The sequence below is a fragment of the Paraburkholderia tagetis genome (genome assembly GCF_022213065.1).
GTDB classification, from domain to species: Bacteria; Pseudomonadota; Gammaproteobacteria; order Burkholderiales; family Burkholderiaceae; genus Paraburkholderia; species Paraburkholderia tagetis.
Genome location: NZ_JAKLJA010000024.1, coordinates 104,143 through 125,275, shown reverse-complemented (window position 1 = coordinate 125,275; position 21,133 = coordinate 104,143). Strand labels below are relative to the sequence as shown.

General features: G+C 59.1%; 18 protein-coding genes. 12 read left to right on the top strand and 6 right to left on the bottom strand.

Annotated elements, in window-relative coordinates:
- The 3 genes from L5014_RS24570 to L5014_RS24560 all read left to right on the top strand — a co-directional run.
- The coding region (locus L5014_RS24570; RefSeq protein WP_238466435.1) for a hypothetical protein at window positions 1-304 on the top strand (304 nt) is incomplete at its 5' end.
- A 462-nt stretch (window positions 305-766) separates the two neighbouring features.
- On the top strand, window positions 767-2,494 hold the full coding sequence (locus L5014_RS24565; protein WP_238466433.1) for a TIGR04141 family sporadically distributed protein: 1,728 nt from the start codon (window positions 767-769) through the stop codon (window positions 2,492-2,494).
- 307 nt (window positions 2,495-2,801) lie between these two features.
- Window positions 2,802-5,591, top strand: coding sequence for a dsDNA nuclease domain-containing protein (locus L5014_RS24560; protein ID WP_238466431.1), 2,790 nt, complete (start codon window positions 2,802-2,804; stop codon window positions 5,589-5,591).
- 109 nt (window positions 5,592-5,700) lie between these two features.
- On the opposite strand, the gene L5014_RS24555 is transcribed toward L5014_RS24560, so the two are convergent.
- From L5014_RS24555 to L5014_RS24540, 4 genes are all read right to left on the bottom strand, one after another.
- Window positions 5,701-7,584 carry a UvrD-helicase domain-containing protein gene (locus L5014_RS24555; protein ID WP_238466429.1) on the bottom strand — a complete coding sequence of 628 codons (1,884 nt, stop codon included), beginning with the start codon at window positions 7,582-7,584 and terminating at the stop codon, window positions 5,701-5,703.
- 3 nt (window positions 7,585-7,587) lie between these two features.
- The gene (locus tag L5014_RS24550; RefSeq protein WP_238466427.1) at window positions 7,588-9,543 is read right to left on the bottom strand and encodes an ATP-dependent nuclease; all 1,956 of its coding nucleotides are present in this window, start codon (window positions 9,541-9,543) and stop codon (window positions 7,588-7,590) included.
- A gap of 131 nt (window positions 9,544-9,674) precedes the next feature.
- On the bottom strand, window positions 9,675-10,817 hold the full coding sequence (locus L5014_RS24545) for a helix-turn-helix domain-containing protein (RefSeq protein ID WP_238466425.1): 1,143 nt from the start codon (window positions 10,815-10,817) through the stop codon (window positions 9,675-9,677).
- The gene (locus tag L5014_RS24540; RefSeq protein ID WP_238466423.1) at window positions 10,814-11,410 is read right to left on the bottom strand and encodes a hypothetical protein; all 597 of its coding nucleotides are present in this window, start codon (window positions 11,408-11,410) and stop codon (window positions 10,814-10,816) included. Before L5014_RS24540 ends, L5014_RS24545 begins: the two co-directional genes overlap by 4 nt.
- Before the next feature lie 290 nt (window positions 11,411-11,700).
- On the opposite strand from L5014_RS24540, the gene L5014_RS24535 reads away from it, so the two are divergent.
- From L5014_RS24535 to L5014_RS24505, 7 genes are all read left to right on the top strand, one after another.
- Window positions 11,701-11,850: a hypothetical protein gene (locus L5014_RS24535; RefSeq protein ID WP_238466421.1), complete on the top strand. Its 150-nt coding sequence runs from the start codon at window positions 11,701-11,703 to the stop codon at window positions 11,848-11,850.
- Entirely contained in the window at window positions 11,843-12,313 is a 471-nt protein-coding gene (locus L5014_RS24530) for a hypothetical protein (protein WP_238466419.1), read from the top strand. Before L5014_RS24535 ends, L5014_RS24530 begins: the two co-directional genes overlap by 8 nt.
- A gap of 101 nt (window positions 12,314-12,414) precedes the next feature.
- Window positions 12,415-13,389 carry a DUF932 domain-containing protein gene (locus L5014_RS24525; RefSeq protein ID WP_238466417.1) on the top strand — a complete coding sequence of 325 codons (975 nt, stop codon included), beginning with the start codon at window positions 12,415-12,417 and terminating at the stop codon, window positions 13,387-13,389.
- A gap of 72 nt (window positions 13,390-13,461) precedes the next feature.
- On the top strand, window positions 13,462-14,457 hold the full coding sequence (locus L5014_RS24520; RefSeq protein WP_238466415.1) for a YqaJ viral recombinase family nuclease: 996 nt from the start codon (window positions 13,462-13,464) through the stop codon (window positions 14,455-14,457).
- A 69-nt stretch (window positions 14,458-14,526) separates the two neighbouring features.
- The gene (locus tag L5014_RS24515; RefSeq protein ID WP_238466413.1) at window positions 14,527-15,450 is read left to right on the top strand and encodes a recombination directionality factor; all 924 of its coding nucleotides are present in this window, start codon (window positions 14,527-14,529) and stop codon (window positions 15,448-15,450) included.
- Window positions 15,447-16,385: a hypothetical protein gene (locus L5014_RS24510; RefSeq protein ID WP_238466411.1), complete on the top strand. Its 939-nt coding sequence runs from the start codon at window positions 15,447-15,449 to the stop codon at window positions 16,383-16,385. Before L5014_RS24515 ends, L5014_RS24510 begins: the two co-directional genes overlap by 4 nt.
- Window positions 16,386-16,483: 98 nt before the next feature.
- Window positions 16,484-16,789 carry a hypothetical protein gene (locus tag L5014_RS24505; RefSeq protein WP_238466410.1) on the top strand — a complete coding sequence of 102 codons (306 nt, stop codon included), beginning with the start codon at window positions 16,484-16,486 and terminating at the stop codon, window positions 16,787-16,789.
- A 79-nt stretch (window positions 16,790-16,868) separates the two neighbouring features.
- On the opposite strand, the gene L5014_RS24500 is transcribed toward L5014_RS24505, so the two are convergent.
- Window positions 16,869-17,210, bottom strand: coding sequence for a helix-turn-helix transcriptional regulator (locus L5014_RS24500; protein ID WP_238466442.1), 342 nt, complete (start codon window positions 17,208-17,210; stop codon window positions 16,869-16,871).
- 339 nt (window positions 17,211-17,549) lie between these two features.
- On the opposite strand from L5014_RS24500, the gene L5014_RS24495 reads away from it, so the two are divergent.
- The gene (locus L5014_RS24495) at window positions 17,550-18,644 is read left to right on the top strand and encodes a toxin-antitoxin system YwqK family antitoxin (protein WP_238466408.1); all 1,095 of its coding nucleotides are present in this window, start codon (window positions 17,550-17,552) and stop codon (window positions 18,642-18,644) included.
- 187 nt (window positions 18,645-18,831) lie between these two features.
- Here L5014_RS24495 and L5014_RS24490 read toward each other — a convergent pair whose 3' ends face one another.
- Window positions 18,832-20,007 carry a restriction endonuclease gene (locus L5014_RS24490; RefSeq protein ID WP_238466406.1) on the bottom strand — a complete coding sequence of 392 codons (1,176 nt, stop codon included), beginning with the start codon at window positions 20,005-20,007 and terminating at the stop codon, window positions 18,832-18,834.
- 263 nt (window positions 20,008-20,270) lie between these two features.
- Here L5014_RS24490 and L5014_RS24485 point away from each other — a divergent pair, with 263 nt between their 5' ends.
- On the top strand, window positions 20,271-21,035 hold the full coding sequence (locus tag L5014_RS24485; protein ID WP_238466405.1) for an HNH endonuclease: 765 nt from the start codon (window positions 20,271-20,273) through the stop codon (window positions 21,033-21,035).
- Window positions 21,036-21,133 lie beyond the last annotated feature (98 nt).

Below are 21,133 nucleotides of genomic sequence, written 5' to 3'. Positions count from 1 at the left end.
TACTGCTCGCTTACGCGTGGAATTCGCGCTCGGGTGTGCGTGGAATTCGCGCTCGGGTCATCGTGGAATCGGTGCTCGGGTCGCCGTGGAATTCGCGCTCGAGTACGCGTGGAATATGCACGCTGGCGTGCGCGCGGAGATCGTGCGCAAGGTGGACGCGTTGCTGCCGTTGAAGCAATCGGGCAGTGAAGCGCAGGCGCAATGCGAGGCGCTTGCGCGGAAGATCGACTTTGCCCTTTATGCCGCGTATGGGGTGGGGCGAGAAGAGATCGCGTTGATAGAAAGCCGCGACCGGAAGCGATAACGAGCGGCGTGATCCGCGCACAAAACGAAAAAGGGTTACCGCTCATGGAGCGATAACCCTTTTCGGTGCATTTGGTGCCGGCTGCAGGAATTGAATTCTTCCAGCACAACCTCGCCACACAATGCTTCCGGTAATTCGCCGATTTCTACGTGCCCCCAAATGTGCCCCCAATTCTCGGGAACACTTTGGTTCGGTTGCCCGCCTGACTTCAACGCTCGCTAACGGAAACGTGCGTAGCTGACGTCAACATCTGGCGACTGGACATCATTCTAGCGTACCGGACGGCGCTGGACGGGCGAACTCGCATAGGTCTGCAACCCGCAGCGTAACGGCATGGCGGCGGCATATCGCGGAACGTATTGGCGCACAATGCGCGCAACTTGTTGACGATTCCCCCTGATTCGGAGCACTGTTTCGAAACTCCGTATCGCGCCCGCTCGGCGTGATGCTGGGAAAAAGAAAATGCTTGCGGGGGCGATGATGAGAGAGCATCAAACCAGACGGGAACACCTCACGATATATCTCGTCAAGGATGCGAAGCTGACAGATGAGCAGATCGTCAAAACCGATCGTGCGAAGTCGCCGTACGATCTGAAAATCAGCGAAGGAGTTGCTCGCCTTTACGCCAAGAAAAGTTCGCGCCCGAAATTGCCCGATTGGGCTCCATTTCTCGTTCTCAACCAAGACGTGCCGCCCGACCTTTTCGAAGGTACCCGGTCCGAGGGGGCTGTCCTGCTAGTCCAGCATGCCGGCGCGCTTTTCGCGCTGTCGTTCGGGATGGGACACCACCTCATAAATCTGGACCTGGTCGAGCGCGACTTCGGATTGCGCGTAACGCTCAATTCAATCGCCCCCCTAAAGCTGCGCAGCCTCGACAAAGCGAGCCACGAAGTCAATCCGTTACACATACGGAGCCAGAGCGCGCGAGACGCCGACATATTCGATTTGAATATCGACCCAGAGCTCGACATGATTCACGCAGTCACCGGAACATCAGAGGTCGCAATCTTCGGCGAACACATCAGCGGCCGCGACGCGTTGACAATCAACCCACCAGCGACTCTCGACGACCTCCCAAAAATTCTGGCCGAGGCGCTCGCCCGCCGGAACAAGCCTCTGCCCGAGCGATTCGTCTGGATCGACAACGTCCATCGAGTCCGCGATTCGACGATGATCGAATGTCTCGACGACGCGCTCACCGACGCCTTGCGATCAGATCCCCGGCCTGAAAACCTTTGGCTAGGGGAGCCGGAGATCGTGGACTGGGAAACGCAGACTGGCTACTCGTTCGACCAGCGGTCGAGGACGGCGCGCCACCGTACGCTGCAAATCGACCAGCTACTCGATTACATCGCCGAGCACGGAGAAAAACCAAGCGCGACGCTACTGCGGTCCATCTCGGTACACGTGAACGACGCGAATTACCAGTCGATCAAGAGCTGGACTGCCTACCGGTGCCTATATGCGGAGCTTCCGATAGGTAAGGAGACGTTCATTCTGCGCAATGGCCTGTGGTACGAAGTCAGCGGGAAGTTCGTCGACGAAATCGACGCCTACTTCAAGCGGCTCGACGCCGAGCCGGCGAAGATGCCCGTTTACCAACATGCCAACGAGGGCTTATACAACGAGAGCGTCGCAAAAGGGAATGCTGGATATGGCCTGCTGGACAAGAAAAACATCTCTTTCGGCAACGCCTATGACAAGATTGAATTCTGCGATCTCGTGCGCGATGGAAGCGACCTAATCCACGTAAAGCTATACCGGAGTTCTGCGACGCTCAGTCACCTCTTCGCCCAGGGCAGCGTTTCGGCGGAGACGTTCATGCGCCATGAAGAGTTTCGGGTCAAGCTCAATGAAAAGCTCCCCGCCAGTATCAAGCTCGGGGACCCTCTCGCGCGTCCGAAGGCCGAGAACTATCGGATCGTCTACGCCATCGCGACTACAAAGGAGCTTCCGAAGGACCTGCCGTTCTTTTCAAAAATCACCCTCAAGAATGCAATCATCGGCTTGAACGGCCTTGGCTTCCGAGTTGCCCTCGCGCGCATTGACATTGATCCCGACTTCCTGAAAACCGCAAACTACAAGCCGGCCCGCAACGCGGCGGGATCGGCGAGGTCGACTGCAACGCCTCGTCGCGACGCGCAGCGCCGCGACATTCAAGCGCCACCCACGCCTCCTCCTACGACATGAATTTCGCCGCGGGCCGTCCTCAAGATGGACATCGAACGTCTGCCGCAAGCGATAAGGCCTACCGCCCGTTGCATCGACGCGCGGCATGGGTTACGGCAGCACGCGGTGCCTTTAATACTCGGTATCGTCAGAAACACTGGCGATGGTTATAGGTTCTTGAGCGTCCCCTAGAAATTCGCCTTCCAGCACGCCGCATATAAACTCGCCCCAAAGCAAGGACGGAAGAGATGTTCGAAGAATATGACCACATGAATACGCGCCTCCGGAAGGCGAAAAATCGAGACAACCTTACCTACATGACGCTCGTATGACTAGTCAGCCCATCGTCTTAGATTCGGTCCAACTCAAACGGATCGAAGCGGTCCACCGAGGATTTCTCTATCAACACCTCTACGCAGCTGGCTGTCTATTGTTAGCTTCGGGCTCGGGCTCCTCTGCTGTTATCGTCGAAGCCGACGAAGATATCGAAATTGTTCTTCCCGACCGACACATCTACGTGCAGGTGAAAACCCGCTCAGACCCGCTGACGGACGGCGACATCACGGGGGCCATCCAACGATTTACGCAACTCCGACAAGAACACGAGAGCGGTAGACGGACGGGCGGGGCGTCGTTCGTAATCGTTGCCAATGTTCAACCCGGCCCTAAGCTGGCCGAGCGTATTAAAAGTGAAAATTGGCCAGTTGATACAACGATCCATTGGCCAGGAAGTGCGCCAACGGATAGCACCCTCCCTACGCCGTGGATTGACGTACCCGAGGGCCTCACGGCTTGCACCACAATAGCAGCAACGCTGCCGTTCGGCTCGCTTACTCCGGAAACCCTCGTTTGGAAATTGGCGGGACTGGCGATGGCAGCTGCGGCAGGGATGCCGCCGCGAGTCGACCATACTTTTCAGGCCAGGGAACTACCGGACCTCTTTGAACAACTGGCCATACAGCTTCAGGATTTTCCGGCTCCGCCCCCTCACTATCGGTCGCAGGAGGCAGAGCCCACGCTTGCATCCGATGCACGCGTGCGGGTCATCATGGGCTTTTCTGGTTCCGGAAAAACCATGTGGGCTGCGCAGACGGCACTTCACAGTTCCGCCGCGCTCGTTTATTTCGACGTGGGCGACACACCCGGGCCCGCTGTCGCCATACCACTCGCTCGCGAACTCGCGGGGCGCTTCTTTGGCAAAAGTGGTGGGGCGCTCGGTCGAATTTTGCTGCCAGGCGCCTCCGGTACCGAGATGCTGCGCGCTATCGGGCTTCGTCTTCAGGCGGATAAGATCGATGCGACTGTTGTCATTGACAATGCACATCGAATCCCAGCAGAAAGCCTACGCGCCCTCGTCCAGCAGATCCCGCAGGCGCATTTCATATTGCTGGCGCAGCCCGGTGCAACAGTGCAAGAACTGCAAGCGACTCTTGCCATCACACCTGAGCCCTTGTACGGCTGGACGACAGACACAATTGCTGCGGAGGCTGCAGTTCAAGGTTGCCGCGCGGACTACGCAACATGCGAGCGGCTGCACGTCTTGACCGCAGGGCTGCCGCTCTACGTACAGAACGCTGCGCAGATCACCGCTACCCAATACGGTGGAGAACTCAAGCACTTTTGCGACGACCTTGAAACGCAGACCCATGACACACCGACCGCGCAGGAGATCATTTTGGCGCGAGTTTTCGGCGGTCTCGCTCCCGAGAGCCGAGATACATTGGCGATTCTTTGCCTGGCGGACATTCCTCTGGAACGCGCTGAGGCTGAGCAGTTCCTCGAACGAGCCATCAGCCTTGATCGGCGCGGGTTCGCCAAGGTAGTTCGGGACCTTCGGCCTACCGGCGCAATTGAACTCTTTGGCGGCGACCGCCTGAAAGTCCACGACGCGATACGGGTACTGGGGAGGGTACACCTTGAAGGGCTCGGCCAACGAATCCAGCGCGCAGCACAATCCGCGCTCAAAGATGTGCTCCTTGCCTCTATTCTGCGACAGAAGGATCTGGCCAAGCTTTCGCTGTATTTGCGGATTCTCGCGGATCTTGGTGACGTGAAAACACTCGTCGAATTCGCAACCGACGAAATTTTTCACGAGATGGGGTTGATCGAACAAATCTCCGGCATGCTCGAGAAGGCCGCCGCCTCGGACTCAATCGATCCGAAGCAGCGCTTCGCAGCCCTCGACGGCTTGGCATTCGGTGACTTCAAACGGAAGGACATCCCGAAGGCGATGGAGCGCCTCGCGGCGATGGAGCGTCTAATAAGCCAGCACGGTCTCGACGACGAGGACCGCCTTACTGTAGCGATGAAAAACATGAATATCGCCGCGCGTCTGGGTGACGTGGGGCGAGTATTCGACGAGCTCGAACGGGTGTCCACGCTGATGCCGGAGAAGCCGGCACATGTCAGAGTCTTCCGGTACAACACAGCTCACGCACTCTATGACCTCAGAGAGTACGACGCGTGTGCGCAGATTACCGAGAAGCTGATCGCCGAATATTACGATGTGCTGGGCCTCGAGCCCGGGAATGTAATGAGGCGCAATCCAGACGAGATTTTTCCGCTGTTAAAGAAGGACGCTGACCACACCGATGATCTCAAGCACCTTGCCGATTGCCTTGATCTGCAAGCGCATGCTCTGAACAAGATGGATCGGCTCGCGCCGTTCGCCCGTATCCATGCGATGAAGTTCTATTCCATGGCTAACGCACTCGATTCGTTTGTGCGCGTCGGGCAAGATCTTGTCGATGAGTTTGTGGCCCGGAGCGACTACATTGGAGCCCGAGAGGTTTTCGAGCGAAACTTACTTCCGACGGTGGTTGGACGAAAATTGGTCTCGCACATGGTCCCCGTGCGAAGCCAGTACGCCGTCGTGCTGGCATATTGCGGCGATCATGATCAAGCCGCCGCTGAGATGGCAAAGCTCGCGCCTTACGAGGCTGGGCTCAGTTTTGAGGGGCAAGCTGAACTCGCCAACCAGAGACGCCTAATCGCCAGGCTACGCCAAGTCGCGCCGCCTATGCAGTGGACATTTCCAGCACCAGCACGGAAAATTGGACGCAACGAACGCTGCTACTGCGGCTCGGGGAAGAAGTTTAAACATTGCCACGGAAATTAACCGTGAATGAACGAGGCTGAGGCGTAAGCCGCCTAGAACCGCAGTCCATCCAATCCCCTTCACCTGAGCCGAGCCAGCTAAACGGTTTTCTCAGTCGGATAGGTTACGGCTAGACTGCGATTTCAGGCACCCCCGCGTCGGTTAGAAGCTGGAACAACTCAGCCACGCGGCGACGCTGACCTCGTTCCTGACAAAAGGCAAAAATTGCACGCTGCTTCGCGCGTGAGAGTGCGACAAAGAAGGTCGCCAGTCCTTCTGGATTGCCCGGTGTGTGCGACCACCACGCCTGGTCGTCGAGGCCGACAAATATGATCGTGTCGTACTCAAGGCCCTTGCTTTTATGCACTGTCATTAACGGAATCTGCCCCACTCCCTCGAAGGCATCGGCACAAGCCGACCAGTCCGCAGCACCGTCAGCAGATGCGACAAGGTGCTGGCTAAAGGCTTCCACCATGATTGCAAGCAGATTTCCAGATGCATATTCGGCGTATGCACGTGCGACAGCGGCCAAATCCAGGAATGTCAGCACACGATTCGCGAAGTCGACGGCGTTGGCTCGAGATGGCGCACTGTTCGCCATATCTGCGCGAAGAGCATCGGCAAATGTAGCGAGCTCCGTCTCAGTTCGTGCTTCTGCGAGATCGTCTCCGGGCGCAACTGCGCGCAGGGTTAAAAGCGCAGCGGAGCTTATCTGCCAAGCGGTAGGCGCCCTGCGACTTGCTCCGAGCCGAATTAGCGCAAGCGCAATCCTTGCAAATTCGTCCGACAGCAAGTCTTGGAGAGTCGTGCGCCCGATTGTGTGGCTTTCGTTCCGAAGCCTCAATCCAACTTGTGCGAGTACCGGAGCCAGTTCGGCCTCGACGTCATCTGACTTTTGTTTGACGAGGATTACATAGTCGCGCGGGACTCGGCCTCGAACCGCCATGTCATTCACCAGCCACCGCGCGAGATATTCAGCCTCTTGGTCTTTGGTTCGACTGTTCCAAACTTGCGCGACATCGCCGTCGACCTGTCGCGCAGCCTGAGCCATCGTCTGCGGCGCATTCCGATCCAGCGCCCGAGCAACGACGTGCTGTATGCGGACAAGATCGGGCGAAGATCGGAAGTTAAACAGCAGCGGGATACGAACAGCACGAAAGTCTGCGGCGAAACGTTCAAACGCATCGGTCCGAGCGCCCGCCCAAACCATGATGCGTTGCTTGTCGTCCCCGACTGCCGTCACTGAGATCCCGGCACCGCCAAACGCTGACAACAAGAAATCGTACTGTGCATAAGTCGTGTCCTGAAACTCGTCGACGAACACGAAGGGATACGTCAAGTGCAGTGCACGTCTTATGTGCGGACCGGCACGCATTAGTAACTCGGCGAGCCGGTTGAGGCTGACGAAGGTAATAGCCGACATCGGCCGTGCACCAAGTTGCCCTGTCCACCAGCCGTTGATCGCAAATTCTTCAGCCGAACGAGGGGCTAGCCGTTCCAGCGGAAGCCGGTACGCCCCAACAAGATGTGATTCAAACGTGCTTGCCAAATAGCCTGCGATCGTTGCGCGCCAATGCGCTGGCGCGTGCCGACGCGTGATGTCTAGAAATCCATCAACCTGACGGCGAGTCGGGAAAGCAACGTCATACGGGCGCGTCGGACGCCAAGGCTCAGGAATCGCATTCTGGAAGCGATCGACCAAACCCTTCGTAAATGCATCGAACGTAAGTGAGGTAAAGCGACTTGCGAGGTCGGGCGGGCAGCGCTTGCGGACGCGCGCGGCAAGATTGTCCGCGGCATCGCTCTTGAAAGAGATCGCGAGTATTCGGTACGGTGCTGGACAAAGCCCGGTTTCGAGCAAGTAGACGGCGCGTTGAGCCAAAAATTCTGTCTTGCCCGCACCCGGCCCTGCGACGACACAGGTCGAACCCGCCTGTTGGAGTGCGCGCCAGGCGTCGGGCTCAAGATCCGAAACTCCCCGCGGTCGCCAGTCTTCAGGGCGGACGAGCGGCATAGGTCAACGCGCCCTTTCCAAGCGTGCTGCGATGGAAGTGAGAAGCACCCGTAGTTCTTCAGGCACTCCAGCCACCAAAGCCTCGTTCGTCAACCCGCTGAGGACCCGAACATGTGTGCTGGGTTTGCCACGCCCGAGGAAGAGATAGCGATACCAGCGCAACAGCGCATCTTGATCGGCACCATAGAGAGCGCCGCGCCCGCCTTCGCCCAAGACCGCCGTTCGTGGATCACCTACTAGCGAAGGACCTTGCCGTCCAGGCTCGATCATTTGGTAAGCAGCTGGAAAGGCGCTCAACAACGAGTAATCAAGATCGAGCGGCGTGCAGAAGAAGATGTGGAATTGGCGTAGCCAGTTGATCCAGTTCGTCATATCGCGCGTGTTCTCAGCCGGAAAGCCATCGAATGCGGCCAGATTGGCGACTGGTCCGGCTGGATCGAGATGCTGCCCAAATATTGCCTGAGGGGCAACGCCGATCTCTATAAGTTGTGTACATGCCGTTTTGATGCGCCCCCAACCGCCGCCGTCGCGTCCCCAATCGAGGTCAAGCAGGGTTGCGTAGGGAATGTCGAGACCACTGAGCAGACGCCAAAGATGATTAACGTGACGTCCGCCGAGCGGAACGACCGCAACGAAAGAGCGATCGATATCGAAACCCATCGCCTCGCCGAGGCGCGGGAGCACCACTTCTTCGGATGCGCCCTCGCCGAGAACCGCAAAGCGCGCGAAATAGAGTTCCGGGTAGGCATGCACGGCCTCGCGGATGAACTTCGACGCATCCTCCTGCCCCTCGGGCAATTGTATTGCCCGAACGCGGGCACTACGGTCCGCCAGATTGAGCCGGAAATGCCGCACCTGACTCGGATCAACCCGCGAAAGTATGCTGGGAGAGTGGCTTGAGACCAACGCCTGGGCGCGCGGGCCCCTCGTCAGATCTTCAATCTGACGCACTATGCGGGAGAGATAAAAAGGCGCGAGATTGTTCTCCGGCTCTTCAACAGCAATAAGTGTGAGCGCGGGCAGCGGGACTCCGCCGACCTGAAATCCTGCGGCGACTGGATCGGCGGCAACACTGCTTTCAACGTCCAGTGTCGCAGCGGTCATCGCAAGATGAAACAAGGACCGCTGACCGTCGCTAAGGTCGTCAAGTGCACGTTCTCGACCGGCCTCATCTGGACGAAAAACAACTTCGACCTTTCGGATAAATTCCTGGAAGCGCAGATCTACGGGCCGAAACAGTGGCACGGAATCGGTACCAGCTGAGTGGACTTCTTGCCAACGTCGCTGTACAGCCGCCGCGACCACATCGACAGCTGCTTCACCCGCGAAAGCGTTGTTAAGTGTTGAGCCGGCATTTGAAAAGGTGTCGCGTACACCTTGAGACCAATTGATTGCGCGCCAGAGTCGACCACGGAGAAAAGCAGTGACCTGCGAGGCACCATCGCGCGACGCGGGTACGTAGATCATCTGGATACGCGCGCGATCAACGGCTTTGAGCTCGATGCAATCAGCCTCTGCAAAAACCCCGAACGCGCGTACAGCCCAATACTTTTGCTCGATCGTACCTTCGAGCGAACCGTCATCCGTCCAAGTCGCCTCAAATCGCAGACGACACTTCAACCGCCCGGCCTCGTCGGCTGCCATTTGCTGAAAAAATTCAGGGATGGCGATTCCACCCGCAACCGGCGTATCCAGCTCTGGAAACGCGAGAATTACCTCAAGCACAAAGCGACGCTGTTGCGGCGTGACGTCCTCCGCCGCGGACACATGAAAGTCCTGACGGCGAATGCGGCGTTGTTCGGCTGTGATACCGAACAGACGCTGTAGCGCTTGCATCACCGCAGTTTTGCCCGAGCCATTCGCGCCGACGAACGCTGTGAGCCCTGGCAATAGGTCAATAGTTGTCGGCGCTGGGCCAAAGCAACGGAAGTTAGTGAGAATGAGCCGTTCAATAAACATGACTCTGCACCCTCGCCCGATGGAGCGCCTTATGGTTCGATTAGCACGATGGATCGACCTTCAGCGACCACCGCGGTCGCAACAATGCGCCCGCATTCTCCCGGAAGAAAAATGCGGCGCCGTTATTAATCTTACTTGCCGTTCGAGCCAATGCCACTGCTTCGTGCGCGCCGCCCCGTGGACATTGAGTAAACGTTATCGGGCTTGCTAGAGAGAGCACCGCGACCAAAGTGTGCGGCGAGCAACTCGTCCAGCAGCGAAGTTTTCACCCTCATCTCCGCGGCCAAGGAGGCACGGGAAATGCCAAATGCTTCGCGCAGCACCTGCATACTGTCTGCGATCAGTTCAGGTACTTCGAATGGAATCTCGTCGTCCTCAACCTCTCCCCGCGCCTCGCCACGCCGAGTCAGGCCAATCACGCCACTGCGGTACTGCTCCTCTGAAAAAACGCCCAACTGACGCCCGCGATAGAGAGTAGCAGCCTTTGACACGCCCCAACGTCGCTTGATTTCTACCAGTGCCGACCAATTTAGTCGTGTTCCGCGCAATGCCGCTCTGCACTCTGCAGCGAAATATCGACGCGGCATCAGGAAGGAACTCGCAAACCGATTTGCCTGAGATTCCGTAACCTTGTCCCCAGTCTGCACGCCGATATGCAAGCAGAAGTGGCCTATCTCGTGCGCGATGCCAAAGCGCGCACGACATGCCGAATGACTATCCGCGTTCATCGCGATGACCGGGCGTCGCGTCGCAAACGATATCGCATCAATTTCAGGGGCCAAGCCATTTATCGGCATCACGACGGCGCCTGCATTTTCCGCGATGCGCGCCATGTTCTGAATGGGGCCGAGGCCCAGCTCCCAGTGCTCCCGAGCGCGCTCCGCCGCTTGCTCGATAGCTTCGGCAGTGCTGACATCCCCCTCCTCAAAGCCATATCTGGGCAGATCCAAGTGCTCGTCCATGACGTTGACCATGCGCTTCAAGAATTCTCCCCGCGCGCGCGCAATCTGGTGAAGCACGGCTTTGGTCGTTAGTTGCTTTCTGAAGTGGCATTGCTCATCTGCGATCGGCATCGGGTCCGGCTCGACAAAGTACTCCGGCAAAACCGCAAGCGTGTCGCAAAGCCTAGAAACGAGCGCGGAAGTCGGGACGTCGACACCAGACTCGATGCGACTAAGAAACTGCTTCGAGCAACCGATTTGGTCGCCTAAATCCTGCTGGGAAAGGCCGTGAAACAACCGCGCAGTCCGCAGGTTTGAACCGATAAAAATCATTGGGATTCAGGATTTGCAACATCATCAGATTCAGTCCGCTTGGGACCAACAGGAGCTTTCCCAACATCTTTCGCCGGTGGGGTATGGGCGGAAACCATGTGAAGCGCCTTTATGCCGCCAGACACCCACTTGCATTTCACGGTACCCGTTACGTCCTCACCGACAAGCACCACGCGGGGATCATCGGCGTCAGCGTATCCACCATCAAGGATGAAGCAGAATTTGCAAGGTACACCGTCCTCGACTTCGTCAAAGAACGACTGCTGGACTGGCGTCGCTTCGAGCACCGCTGGCTTGGTCGGCTTTTCCGGATCATCAGCAGCGAAGCGGCACGGTATGCCGTCAATCGTAAAGACGAGGTCATTCCCTGCGTGACGCAACTGAAGCCACTCATGTTGGCCCGACAACGCGACGGACTTAAGCCGATTTTTCTGACGGGCGAATCGCGTGGTACCACGCGAATACCCATCGTCGTACTCGCTTTGCAGATCGGTTAGCGTCGTGAAATGTTCGGCGATCAGAATGTCTGCGACGACTTCGAGACGATCGGAACGAAGACCAGGATGAAAGACTTCCGGATGCGGCAGATTCATTAGTGTGACACCTTATAACTGTGCAAATTCGGAAAAACGTCAACCTGCATTTTTGTGCAAAATCGGGAATTCGTCAACTGAAATACGTCGCGCTGGTGTTTGTCGCCGGTCTCGTTCGCTAAAGGTCTGGGAATGTACTTCTTCGGACATTCGACCTCATCTGCAGGCCTAGGCTAGTTTTATCTCGAATCCATTTTTTTTCGAACCTATATCACCGCCGTGAGCTGGCAATGGCTGCCGCTCCGTCAGCACAGTGGTGTGCCGACGCTATCCTTTCTAGGAGCCCGGTGATGCTACCCATCTCTCCTCTCGAATTTCTCGCCGCCTTCGCGCTCGCGTTCCTCGGCGGCGCATTGCTTGCCGCTTGCCATTGCAAATACGTGGGCAAGGTCCAGCGTGAAGCCTATCCCCGTACGCGCGAGGTCTCCATCCATGCGTGAGCGTCCCCTGCTTTTCCCGTACGACGAGGAGGAGGAAGGCGACGAATCGCCGCCCAATCTGCGCGGTCTGCCACCACCTCACCATGCGGAGGACCGCGAATCGCCGCGCTTTCGCCCAGGCAAAGACGATCTGATTTGGCCCTGTCCGTCATGCGAGTCGTTTCGCACCGAGCAACGCCACGTCGCTCGGCGCATTTGTAGCACCGTCGGTGCTGCCGCAGGTGCAACGAGTGGCGCCGCGGCGGTGTTATCTGGCGTCGAGACCGGTGCAGCCATCGGCACGCTTGGCGGTCCGATCGGCACGGTGTGCGGAGGGATCGCGGGTGCGGTCCTCGCTGGCCTCATGGCCGGCGCCGCAGGGTGCGCGACCGGCGCGGCCTTCGGCGAAGCCCTCGATCACAAGGTCTTAAATAACTGGCGGTGTCTCGCCTGCGGACGCACCTTCACCGTCCGCCCGAGCTGATCGACACGGCTCCTCTGTTCCGTATCTGTTCCTTTTCATCTTCTTTTGTAGAGCCCGGCCTTTGCCGGGCTTTATGCCTTCTTTCTCACAAGGAGTTCAAAGTGCATTTGATTAATTCGATGGCGTACGTAGGAGCCCCCCCCTGGCATGGTCTCGGCAATCAGCTTTCCCCGAAGCAGCCCATCGAGGTCTGGGCTCGTCAGGCCGGCATGGACTGGACGATCGAATCCGCCGATGTACGATTTGTCGCCGGCAGCACCAGCGGATCTTCCAACAACATCGGCTCGATCCATGCGTTTCCTGAACAGCGCGTACTGTACCGCTCAGATACGAAGGCTCCGCTGTCCGTCGTGTCGTCGCGCTATCAGGTCGTGCAGCCGCGCGAAATCCTGGAGTTCTATCGCGACCTCACCGAAGTCGGCGGCTTCGAGCTGGAGACGGCCGGAGTGCTGAAGGACGGCAGGAAGCTGTGGGCGCTCGCCCGTACCGGCCAGTCCGTCTCGCTCAAGGGGCACGACGAGGTGAACGGTTACCTGCTGCTCGCCACCGCCTGCGACGGCACGCTCGCGACCACCGCCCAGTTCACGTCCGTTCGCGTCGTGTGCAATAACACACTCCAGATCGCCCTTGGCGATTCGGCCGGCGCAGTGAAGGTGCCGCACCGCTCACAGTTCGACGCTCAGGCTGTTAAGCGACAACTCGGCATCGCGATTTCGTCGTGGGACGGGTTCATGGTGCGCATGAAGGCGCTGGCCGACCGCAAGGTAAACGACACGGCTGCCGCGGCGTTCTTCCGCCGCGTGCTGACGTACCCCGCCAGTTCAGGCGTACCGATGCCGGCCACCAACGACAGCGCGATCAGGGCAGTGCAGTCGCTGTATGCCGGTCGCGGTAAGGGCGCCACGCTGGCTTCCGCATCCAGCACGGCATGGGGTCTGGTGAATTCGATCACCGAGTACGTGGATCACCAGCGTCGGTCACGCAGTGACGATCACCGGCGCGACGCCGCGTGGTTCGGTGCCGGTGCCGCGATCAAGCAGCGCGCGTGGGACGAGGCGATGAAGCTGGTTGCCTGAATCCATGTCCATGACGTCATACGGCCCGCCGGGATCTTACCCGCCGGGCCGTCCTGTTTCTGGAGGTTGCAAATGGTTTTGCCTGAATCGGCCGGGCGCAGTCGGCATCAGCCTGCACTACGGCTTGTCGAGACGAAGTCCCTCTCGCGCGAAGACTGGTTATCGGTAAGGAAACATGGGATCGGCGGCTCCGACGCGGCGGCTGCCGTGGGTCTGTCTCCGTACATGAGCCCGCTCGAACTGTGGCTGATCAAGACCGGCCGCGATGCGAACCTGCCAAAGCCCGATCCGGCTGATACGACAGAGCCGGTGTACTGGGGCACGCTGCTCGAACCCATCGTTGCCGCGTCGTACACGAAACAGACCGGCAACCGCGTGCGACGGGTCAATGCCGTACTCCAGCATCCAACGGTGCCGTTCATGCTGGCTAACGTAGATCGGGAAGTCGTCGGCAACCGCGATGTGCAACTGCTCGAATGCAAGACGGCGGGCGAGTTCGGTGCACGGCAGTGGCGCGACGGTGTGCCCGAGTACGCGCAGTTGCAAGTTCAGCACCAGCTCGCGGTCACGGGCAAGTCGTCTGCCGACGTGGCCGTGCTGATCTGCGGCCAGAAGCTCGAGGTGCATCGAATCGAGCGTGACGACGGACTCATTGCCCGCTTGATCGAACTCGAAGCCGCGTTCTGGCGGCACGTCGAGACCGATACGCCGCCGGCCGCTGACGGCTCGGAATCGGCCGATCGCGCGTTGCGCTGCCTGTATCCGGGCGGAGGTGGCACGGTCGATTTCACGGGCGACCGCCACCTGTCGTCCGTGTTCTCCGATCTGGTCGCCGTGCGCGCTGAAATTGAGGGCCGCCTAGCCATCGAAGCGAAGCTGAAGCAGACGATCCAGCAGGCAATGGGCGAAGCCGGTCAGGCGCAGTTCGATACGGGTTCCGTTTCGTACAAGCGCAGCAAGGACGGCATCGGCATCGATCTGAAACGACTGCAGGCCGATCACCCCGAGCTTGCCGTGCGATACGCCATTACGAAACTCGGCTCGCGCCGGTTTCTGGTGAACACCTGAGCCCCCACTGTTCCTGCTGCCCCCTCCCCTGCTTCACTTCCCCTCTGTTTACGTATACAGGAGAACTCCATGTTGAAAGGCTTGAGCATCACTCCGCCCGTCATAGGGCGCATCAGTATTGGGAGAGTTGTCGAGAAGAACGGCAAACGACTGCCCGAGAAGGACGACCAGTTCACTCTCACGACCCAAATCCAGAACCGCGACGGCTGGCTGCTGCATCCGCTCAACGAGTCACTGCGCAAGGCCACTACCGGCAAGCTGCGCTCGATCCCTGTCCGGTTCCTGTTCAATGACCCCGACCTGAACCTGCGCGCCGAGTATTCGTGCTTCGACCGCGAGACCGGGCGGCCTGTCTGCGTCGGTAACGGAGAGACCTGTCGCCGCGCGAGCGATGCCGGCATCGAGGAACTGCCATGCCCGTCGCCGGACGGCTGCGCGTTCGGCCGGAGCGGCGCCTGCAAGCCCTACGGCCGGCTGAACGTGCTGATCGGGGGCGAAGATGGGGACGAGCTGGGCTCGTTCATCTTCCGCACCACGTCGTACAACTCGATCCGCACGCTCGCCGCGCGACTGCACTACTTCGCTGCGGTATCGGGCAATCTGCTCGCCTGTCTGCCGCAGGAACTGAAGCTGCGCGGAAAGTCCACCACACAGAGCTATCGCTCGGCGATTTACTACGTCGATCTCGGTATGCGCCCGGGCAGCACGCTCGAAGCGGCGATCACCGAGGCACGCGAGCTGGATGCGCGGCGCCGGGCGGCCGGGTTCGATCAGGCTGCGCTCGACGCCGCCGCACGGGCCGGGTTCGCTAACGGCGCATTCGAGGACAGTATCGAGGACGGCGCGGCAGTCACGGACGAGTTCTATCCAGCGCAGTCCGGTGACGGCAAGGGTCACGGTGCCGGTCACGACGACACCCGTGCAACTGCCACACCCAGCTTGAAGGCCCGGCTGGATCAGCGTGCCGCGCTGCTCGGCGGGAAGGCCGCATGATCCGTCGCCCGGCACTCGCTTTGGCCGTCGCGGCAACCGGCACGGCAGTCTGCATGTCGGTGCTGGCCGATTGGCAGCGCGGCGGGTGGTTGTCGGAACGGCTCGTGTGGGTCGCGGTCGGTGTCGTGCTGGTCAGCGGCGCTCACCTGCTGCTCGCGCTATGCCGGTCCGCGCCGCTCGCGGTACGCGGCATCGGCGTCGTGCTGTGGCTCGGCTGCATGGCTGCAACATCGTGGGGGCACGCGACGTTCTTCCTGCTGTCGCAGTCACATGCGGGCGAAGTCCGGGTATCGGCCGTGCCGGTCGTCAGCGTTCCGTCTCACCGGGCACTGACTGCCGTGATGGCGGATCGAGCATCGGTTGCGGCCGACCTGGCTGTAGCTGATTCGCGGCACTGCATCCGTGGATGTCCGGCGCTACGGATACGGCGAACCTCGCTGACTGCCCGGCTCGATGCGCTGGATGCCGAAGCGGTCGATGTGCGGCGGTATCAGGTCATCGAAGACGGTAACGCCGCGCACCGTGACTCCGTCCGTGACGATCCAGTCACGGCGCGGCTTGCCGTGCTCCGTGGCGTCGCGAACGCGAGGTTCGACCTGTTCGCTGGTCTCGCGTTCGCGGCTGTGCTCGAAGGCACGGCGTGCCTGCTCTGGTGGATTGCGCTGCTGCCGCAAGGCCCTTCGCCTGTCACGGATCGTCACAAAGCCGAAACGGCGGTCACGGCCTATACACCTGCCATCACGATCTGCACGGCTGGCACGACACCCACCGTCACCGAACCCGAAACCGAAACCGAAACCGAAGTCACGAAATTACGCCGCGACATCGAGGCCGGCATCGTGAAACCAACCGTCTCAGGCATCCGTCGACACCTCGGCTGCTCGCAGGCCAAGGCCGCCGCACTGCGCAAGCTAGTCATCGACTCGACGGCATAAGCCGGGCGCATCCCGCGCCCGGTTCCCCTCTCTCAAATCCCGCGATCACGCATCCGGTTCCGCCGGAGGCCTGTGCTCGTCCTATTTCCGGAGATTCCATGGATCACGCCACGCGTCTCAAACCGCTGTTCCGTCCGGGGCGACTTCTCATCACGCCTGAGGCACACCAAACCCTGCGTCTGAACGGCGTACCAGTCATCAGCGTCGTGCTGCGTCACATCGCCGGTGACTGGGGCATCGTCTCCGACGACGACAAACGCCAGAACGACCTGTCGATCGCCGTCGGCCTGCGCCTGTTGTCGATCTATCGCCTGCCCGATGACTCTCGCCTGATCGTGGTCACAGGATGGGACCGCTCCAGCACCACAATCGAACTGCTCGGGCAGGACTACCGATGCTCATAAGCCTCGTACCTCACAGCCGAAGTTACCGTGCAAGCTGTCGTGGGCGGCGTGGTGTCAATCCGCCCGCTGGAAGCCCACACTATCGGAGCCGGCTGCGCTTGATTTCGGGCGGCGTCGCCGCATTTGCCCGGCGCTCGCCGGTCGGCGCGAGCGATACCCCGTTCAGCGGCTCGAACAGCCCCGCGAGGGTGATGTCTAGCGCGTGGCAGATGTTTGCCAGCGTCTCGATCGATGGATTGGCAATGCCTCGCTCGATGGCCGAGATGTATGTCCGATCGACAAGTGCCTCGAAAGCGAGCGTTTCCTGCGACTTATCAACTTCGTGCCGGCGTTGCTTGATGCGCCGACCAAGCGCCGCCGTGATTGGCGCCGGGGAGCGGGTAGCAGATTCAGGGCGTCGGGCAGTCATGTCAGGCAGGATGCCCGTGCGACGACTAATTAACGACGCTATAAACTCGTCAATAGTAGTAGTGTTTACTCTTCATAAAATCTGGGAGCCGCCGATATACGTGATGACCCGCCAGCATGAAGCAGGCTTTTTTTGCGCACCGAGATGTCGAGTAAACACGACAAAACCTGTTCCCGGAAGAGGCCATACCCGAGAACGCTTTGTTCCATGCCATCGATTTCCGGCATTTCCCGACCAGGGGAAACCATTCTCGCCGGACAAAAAGCCGTATCCGTTCGGACAGGTTCGGGTTGGCGACTCATTGCCCCCCCCAACGCCTGATCTCCCGTTTCAACCACCTCTTGCATAACCATGAAACAACGAAAATCCATACGTCTGACACTCCTGCCGCTGGCCTTCGCTTCCGTGCTGCTGTCCGGCTGCGGCGACAAGGTGCTCGACTTCCGCAACGCTCAGCTCAACAACGGCAAGGTATATGCGGGCGACTCGAATACACCATTCTCGGGGAAAGTCACCAATGTACCGGCGGGAACCATTTTGGGTTCCCAGCAGGGTTACGGGAAATTGCTCAACACCGTGAACGCCGCGCGCCCCAGCACGACGCTCGGCGACATGGGCATGTCCTCGATGTGCGACGCGCAAGCACGTGACGGCTTGCTGAGTGGCAAGGCCGTCTGCAAGACGCCGCAATCGGACACGACCCGCATCGAGGCGAACTTCACGGACGGCGTACTCGACGGATCATTCACCGTACACGACAAGACCGGCAACAATACGTTCGTCGAGCTTTCCTTCAAGCAGGGCATGCCTGACGGTAAAATGAAAATCTTCAGCCCAGCCACCGGAAAACTGGCTCACACGGCAATGTGGAACGCTGGCGTGATCAACGGCGAGGAAGAAGGCTTTGACGAAACGACTGGCAACCGCGTCCTTCACGCAACGGTAGTGAACGGGAAATACGACGGCGAACTCACCCGATACGCGCCGGACGGAAAGCAGGTCATCTATAAGGCGGATTTCGCACAAGGTCAGCACGAAGGCGACGAAGAAACGTTCGATCCACAAACCGGAAAGATGACGGGGCAAGCTCACTACACGAACGGAAAGCTGGATGGTGTCGTGCGACACTGGAATGCCGACGGCTCGCCACTCGACGAGAAAACTTACGAGAATGGTGTTGATGTCGCTGCCGCGAAGGCGGCCTCAGAAGCTGCCGCAGCTGCCGAGGCGAAACTTCAGCGCGAGCCTCAGGATATCGAAGCCTGTGTAAGCAAGAGGCGCGAGGAAGTCACGCAGAGGAACGGCGGCTTTGCGCCGCCCGCAGCAGAAATGACTTGGCGCGATGAGTGTAAGCGCGAGCTCGACGCCGCCATCGCGGATGTCAAGGCGAACGTCTCGCCCCAGCCGGCACCCTCGCAACCGACCCCAACATCAGTTGTCCAATAGTCGATCCCTAGTACCCGGCAAAGCAACCGCGCTGGCATCCTGCCAGTGCGGGAGGTTCCTAAATACATGGAGCCTCTTTTTTTTGCAGAAACGTGACCGGCAAGCACCGACCTATTTCGTTCATTGCAGAAGAACGGGGCTCGGCACCTGAGCAGGCCAGGAAGATTCCTTGCCCCGCATTGTGCGGCTAAGCAATGGAGATCGTCCACCGTCCGAAATCTAGCGCTTTCATCTGGCGAACCTGATCCCAGGAGAGACGCTCCTCGCTGATGAATTCAAGAATCCCCCGGACAAGCCTAGGGATCGCCACGCGAGCCCGCACTTCGGGGGGCAATTCGTCAACGGTATCGGTCAACGGATTTCCGAAGCGAGCCTGACGCTCCGTCTGGATGCCCCAGATCAAGGACACATCCTCTTGAGACAGGGGAGTCGAGCATCTTCGTTCTGGGTCGCCTGGTGGCGACATGCGAAGATACACATCGCTGGCAGCAGAGGCCCTATTCCACGGGCGGAGATGGTTGTTAACGAAGGCCTCAATGGCAAGCGGTGCGTCTTGCTCCCAGATCGTTAGTAGCCACACCGATACGTCCGGGTCGGTCAACATTAGCAGGATGCCACGTTCCGCGAATTTTTCAGCGTCCGTCAAGACACGGAAGTCGTCACGGAGCTTAATCCGGTCTTTACGTTCCTTAATGGAAAGCTTCTTGCCCTCAAAGGATCGGAGTTGCTCAAGCAGAGCATCGCTTTCACGCTGACGTATCACGATATGACCGTTGGGCCAATCGTGAAGATCCTGAATCAGCTCTATGACGCTTAGTTCGAATTCGGTACCTGTCTTCTCTAATTTTCCTTTCGACATCATCCATGTCGCTAGGAGTGGAGAGTGGGGGGCGCCACCGCCTGAAGGCCCAAAATGCTTGTTGGCCACCTGAGGATCGATCGTGGCACGACGAACGATCTCGCCCCAACCGAGTAATACAACCTCGAAAAGTTTTTGCTTCTCGTGCTGCTCGTTTATCCTTCTCACGTGGTCGAGCAACAACACATCGTCTGGTGCGGTAGTCAGGATGTAGAAAACCTTGAGGGATGGTTTGAAGTTCAACGCATCCTTTATTTCCGCGTCGACCTCCTTGATGGTCAGTTTGCTGACAGGCCACTTTGAGCGCCTTTTGCACTGTATGCCTATTGGGTATATAGCGCCGTTTCGACCAACAATATCCACCCCATTTTGGCGCTGACCGGCCCGACCGTGGCGAACGAGCGCAGGATCGCGCCAAGCTGACTGGAATACATCTGCGCACAGCTCCTCAAACTGTTCCCAGGAGCGTGGCGGAGCATAGTCGGCGTGTACGTGAAGACTCAACTGGTCGATCCCTTCTCTAGGCTGAGGAGCGTCATCTTAAGAAGTGTGGCTATATCAGCCATCACGCAAAACTAACCATTGCGTAAATAATACCGTTAATGTTGAACATGCGACATGGTCTATGGCTGCTTCTGATCAGCTGGAACCGCTTCGCGCTACAGCGAACGCGCGCATAAACCGTCTAGTGGTGACGCAATTTGCTGTGCTCACCGATGGACAGCTTACGATTGCTAGTCGACAATCGAACAATGAGATCGGCAGATATGGCACGGGCTAGGGTCGCTCCGGAGGTGTTCGCCGTAGCGTATGAAGCTGCGCAACAGGTACTCGAAGGAAAGGCACGGCTGACCGACGCGCAAAGGGCTCTTGCAACGCAATGCGGCATTGGCGAACGCACCGCGAGTGGATACATTGGCTGCTTCCTCGCCATGCGCCGAGGCAGGACGTTCAAAACCATCGTGAGCGCAGACGGCCTTCGGTTCATGCTCGATCGGATTGCCGAAGGAAGTCCTAGCGATCTGATGATCGCGCTTCGATCAGTCATGAGTCACATCACATACCTGCAGAAAATTGCGGGCGGCGAACTGGGACGACGCGAAGGTCATGCGGGACTGCGCCGCGTTCACGCAGAATTCGTGGGCAGGCTTCGCGAGATGGCCGCGTTCGCTGAAATGTCTTCCTCGCTTGACGAACAGGTAATCAAGGCGCTGTCAGACACGCCCGAAGCGCGAGCGCGGCGACTTCAGCAAGCCCCGTCAATGCCAGAGCAACACGTGGTGCTCACCCGTATCTTCCTGCGCAATCCTGACGTCATAGCCGAAGTCCTATCGCGAGCAAACGGCGTCTGCGAGGGGTGCGTAGAGCCCGCACCCTTCCTGCGCTCGGACGGCCGTCCATATTTGGAAGTGCACCATCGCCAACCGCTTGCGGAAGGCGGCGTGGATACAGTTGAAAACGCGATCGCGTTGTGTCCGAACTGCCATCGGGAAAGGCACTACGGTGCAAAATATCGTGACACGCAACAGTAACGGCGAAAGCAGCGCAAGGGAAAAGGATGCAGACGATAGCGTGCCTTGGCTGGGGTTCTCTCGTTTGGGATGCGCGGGAACTCCCCATCCGAAAGGGA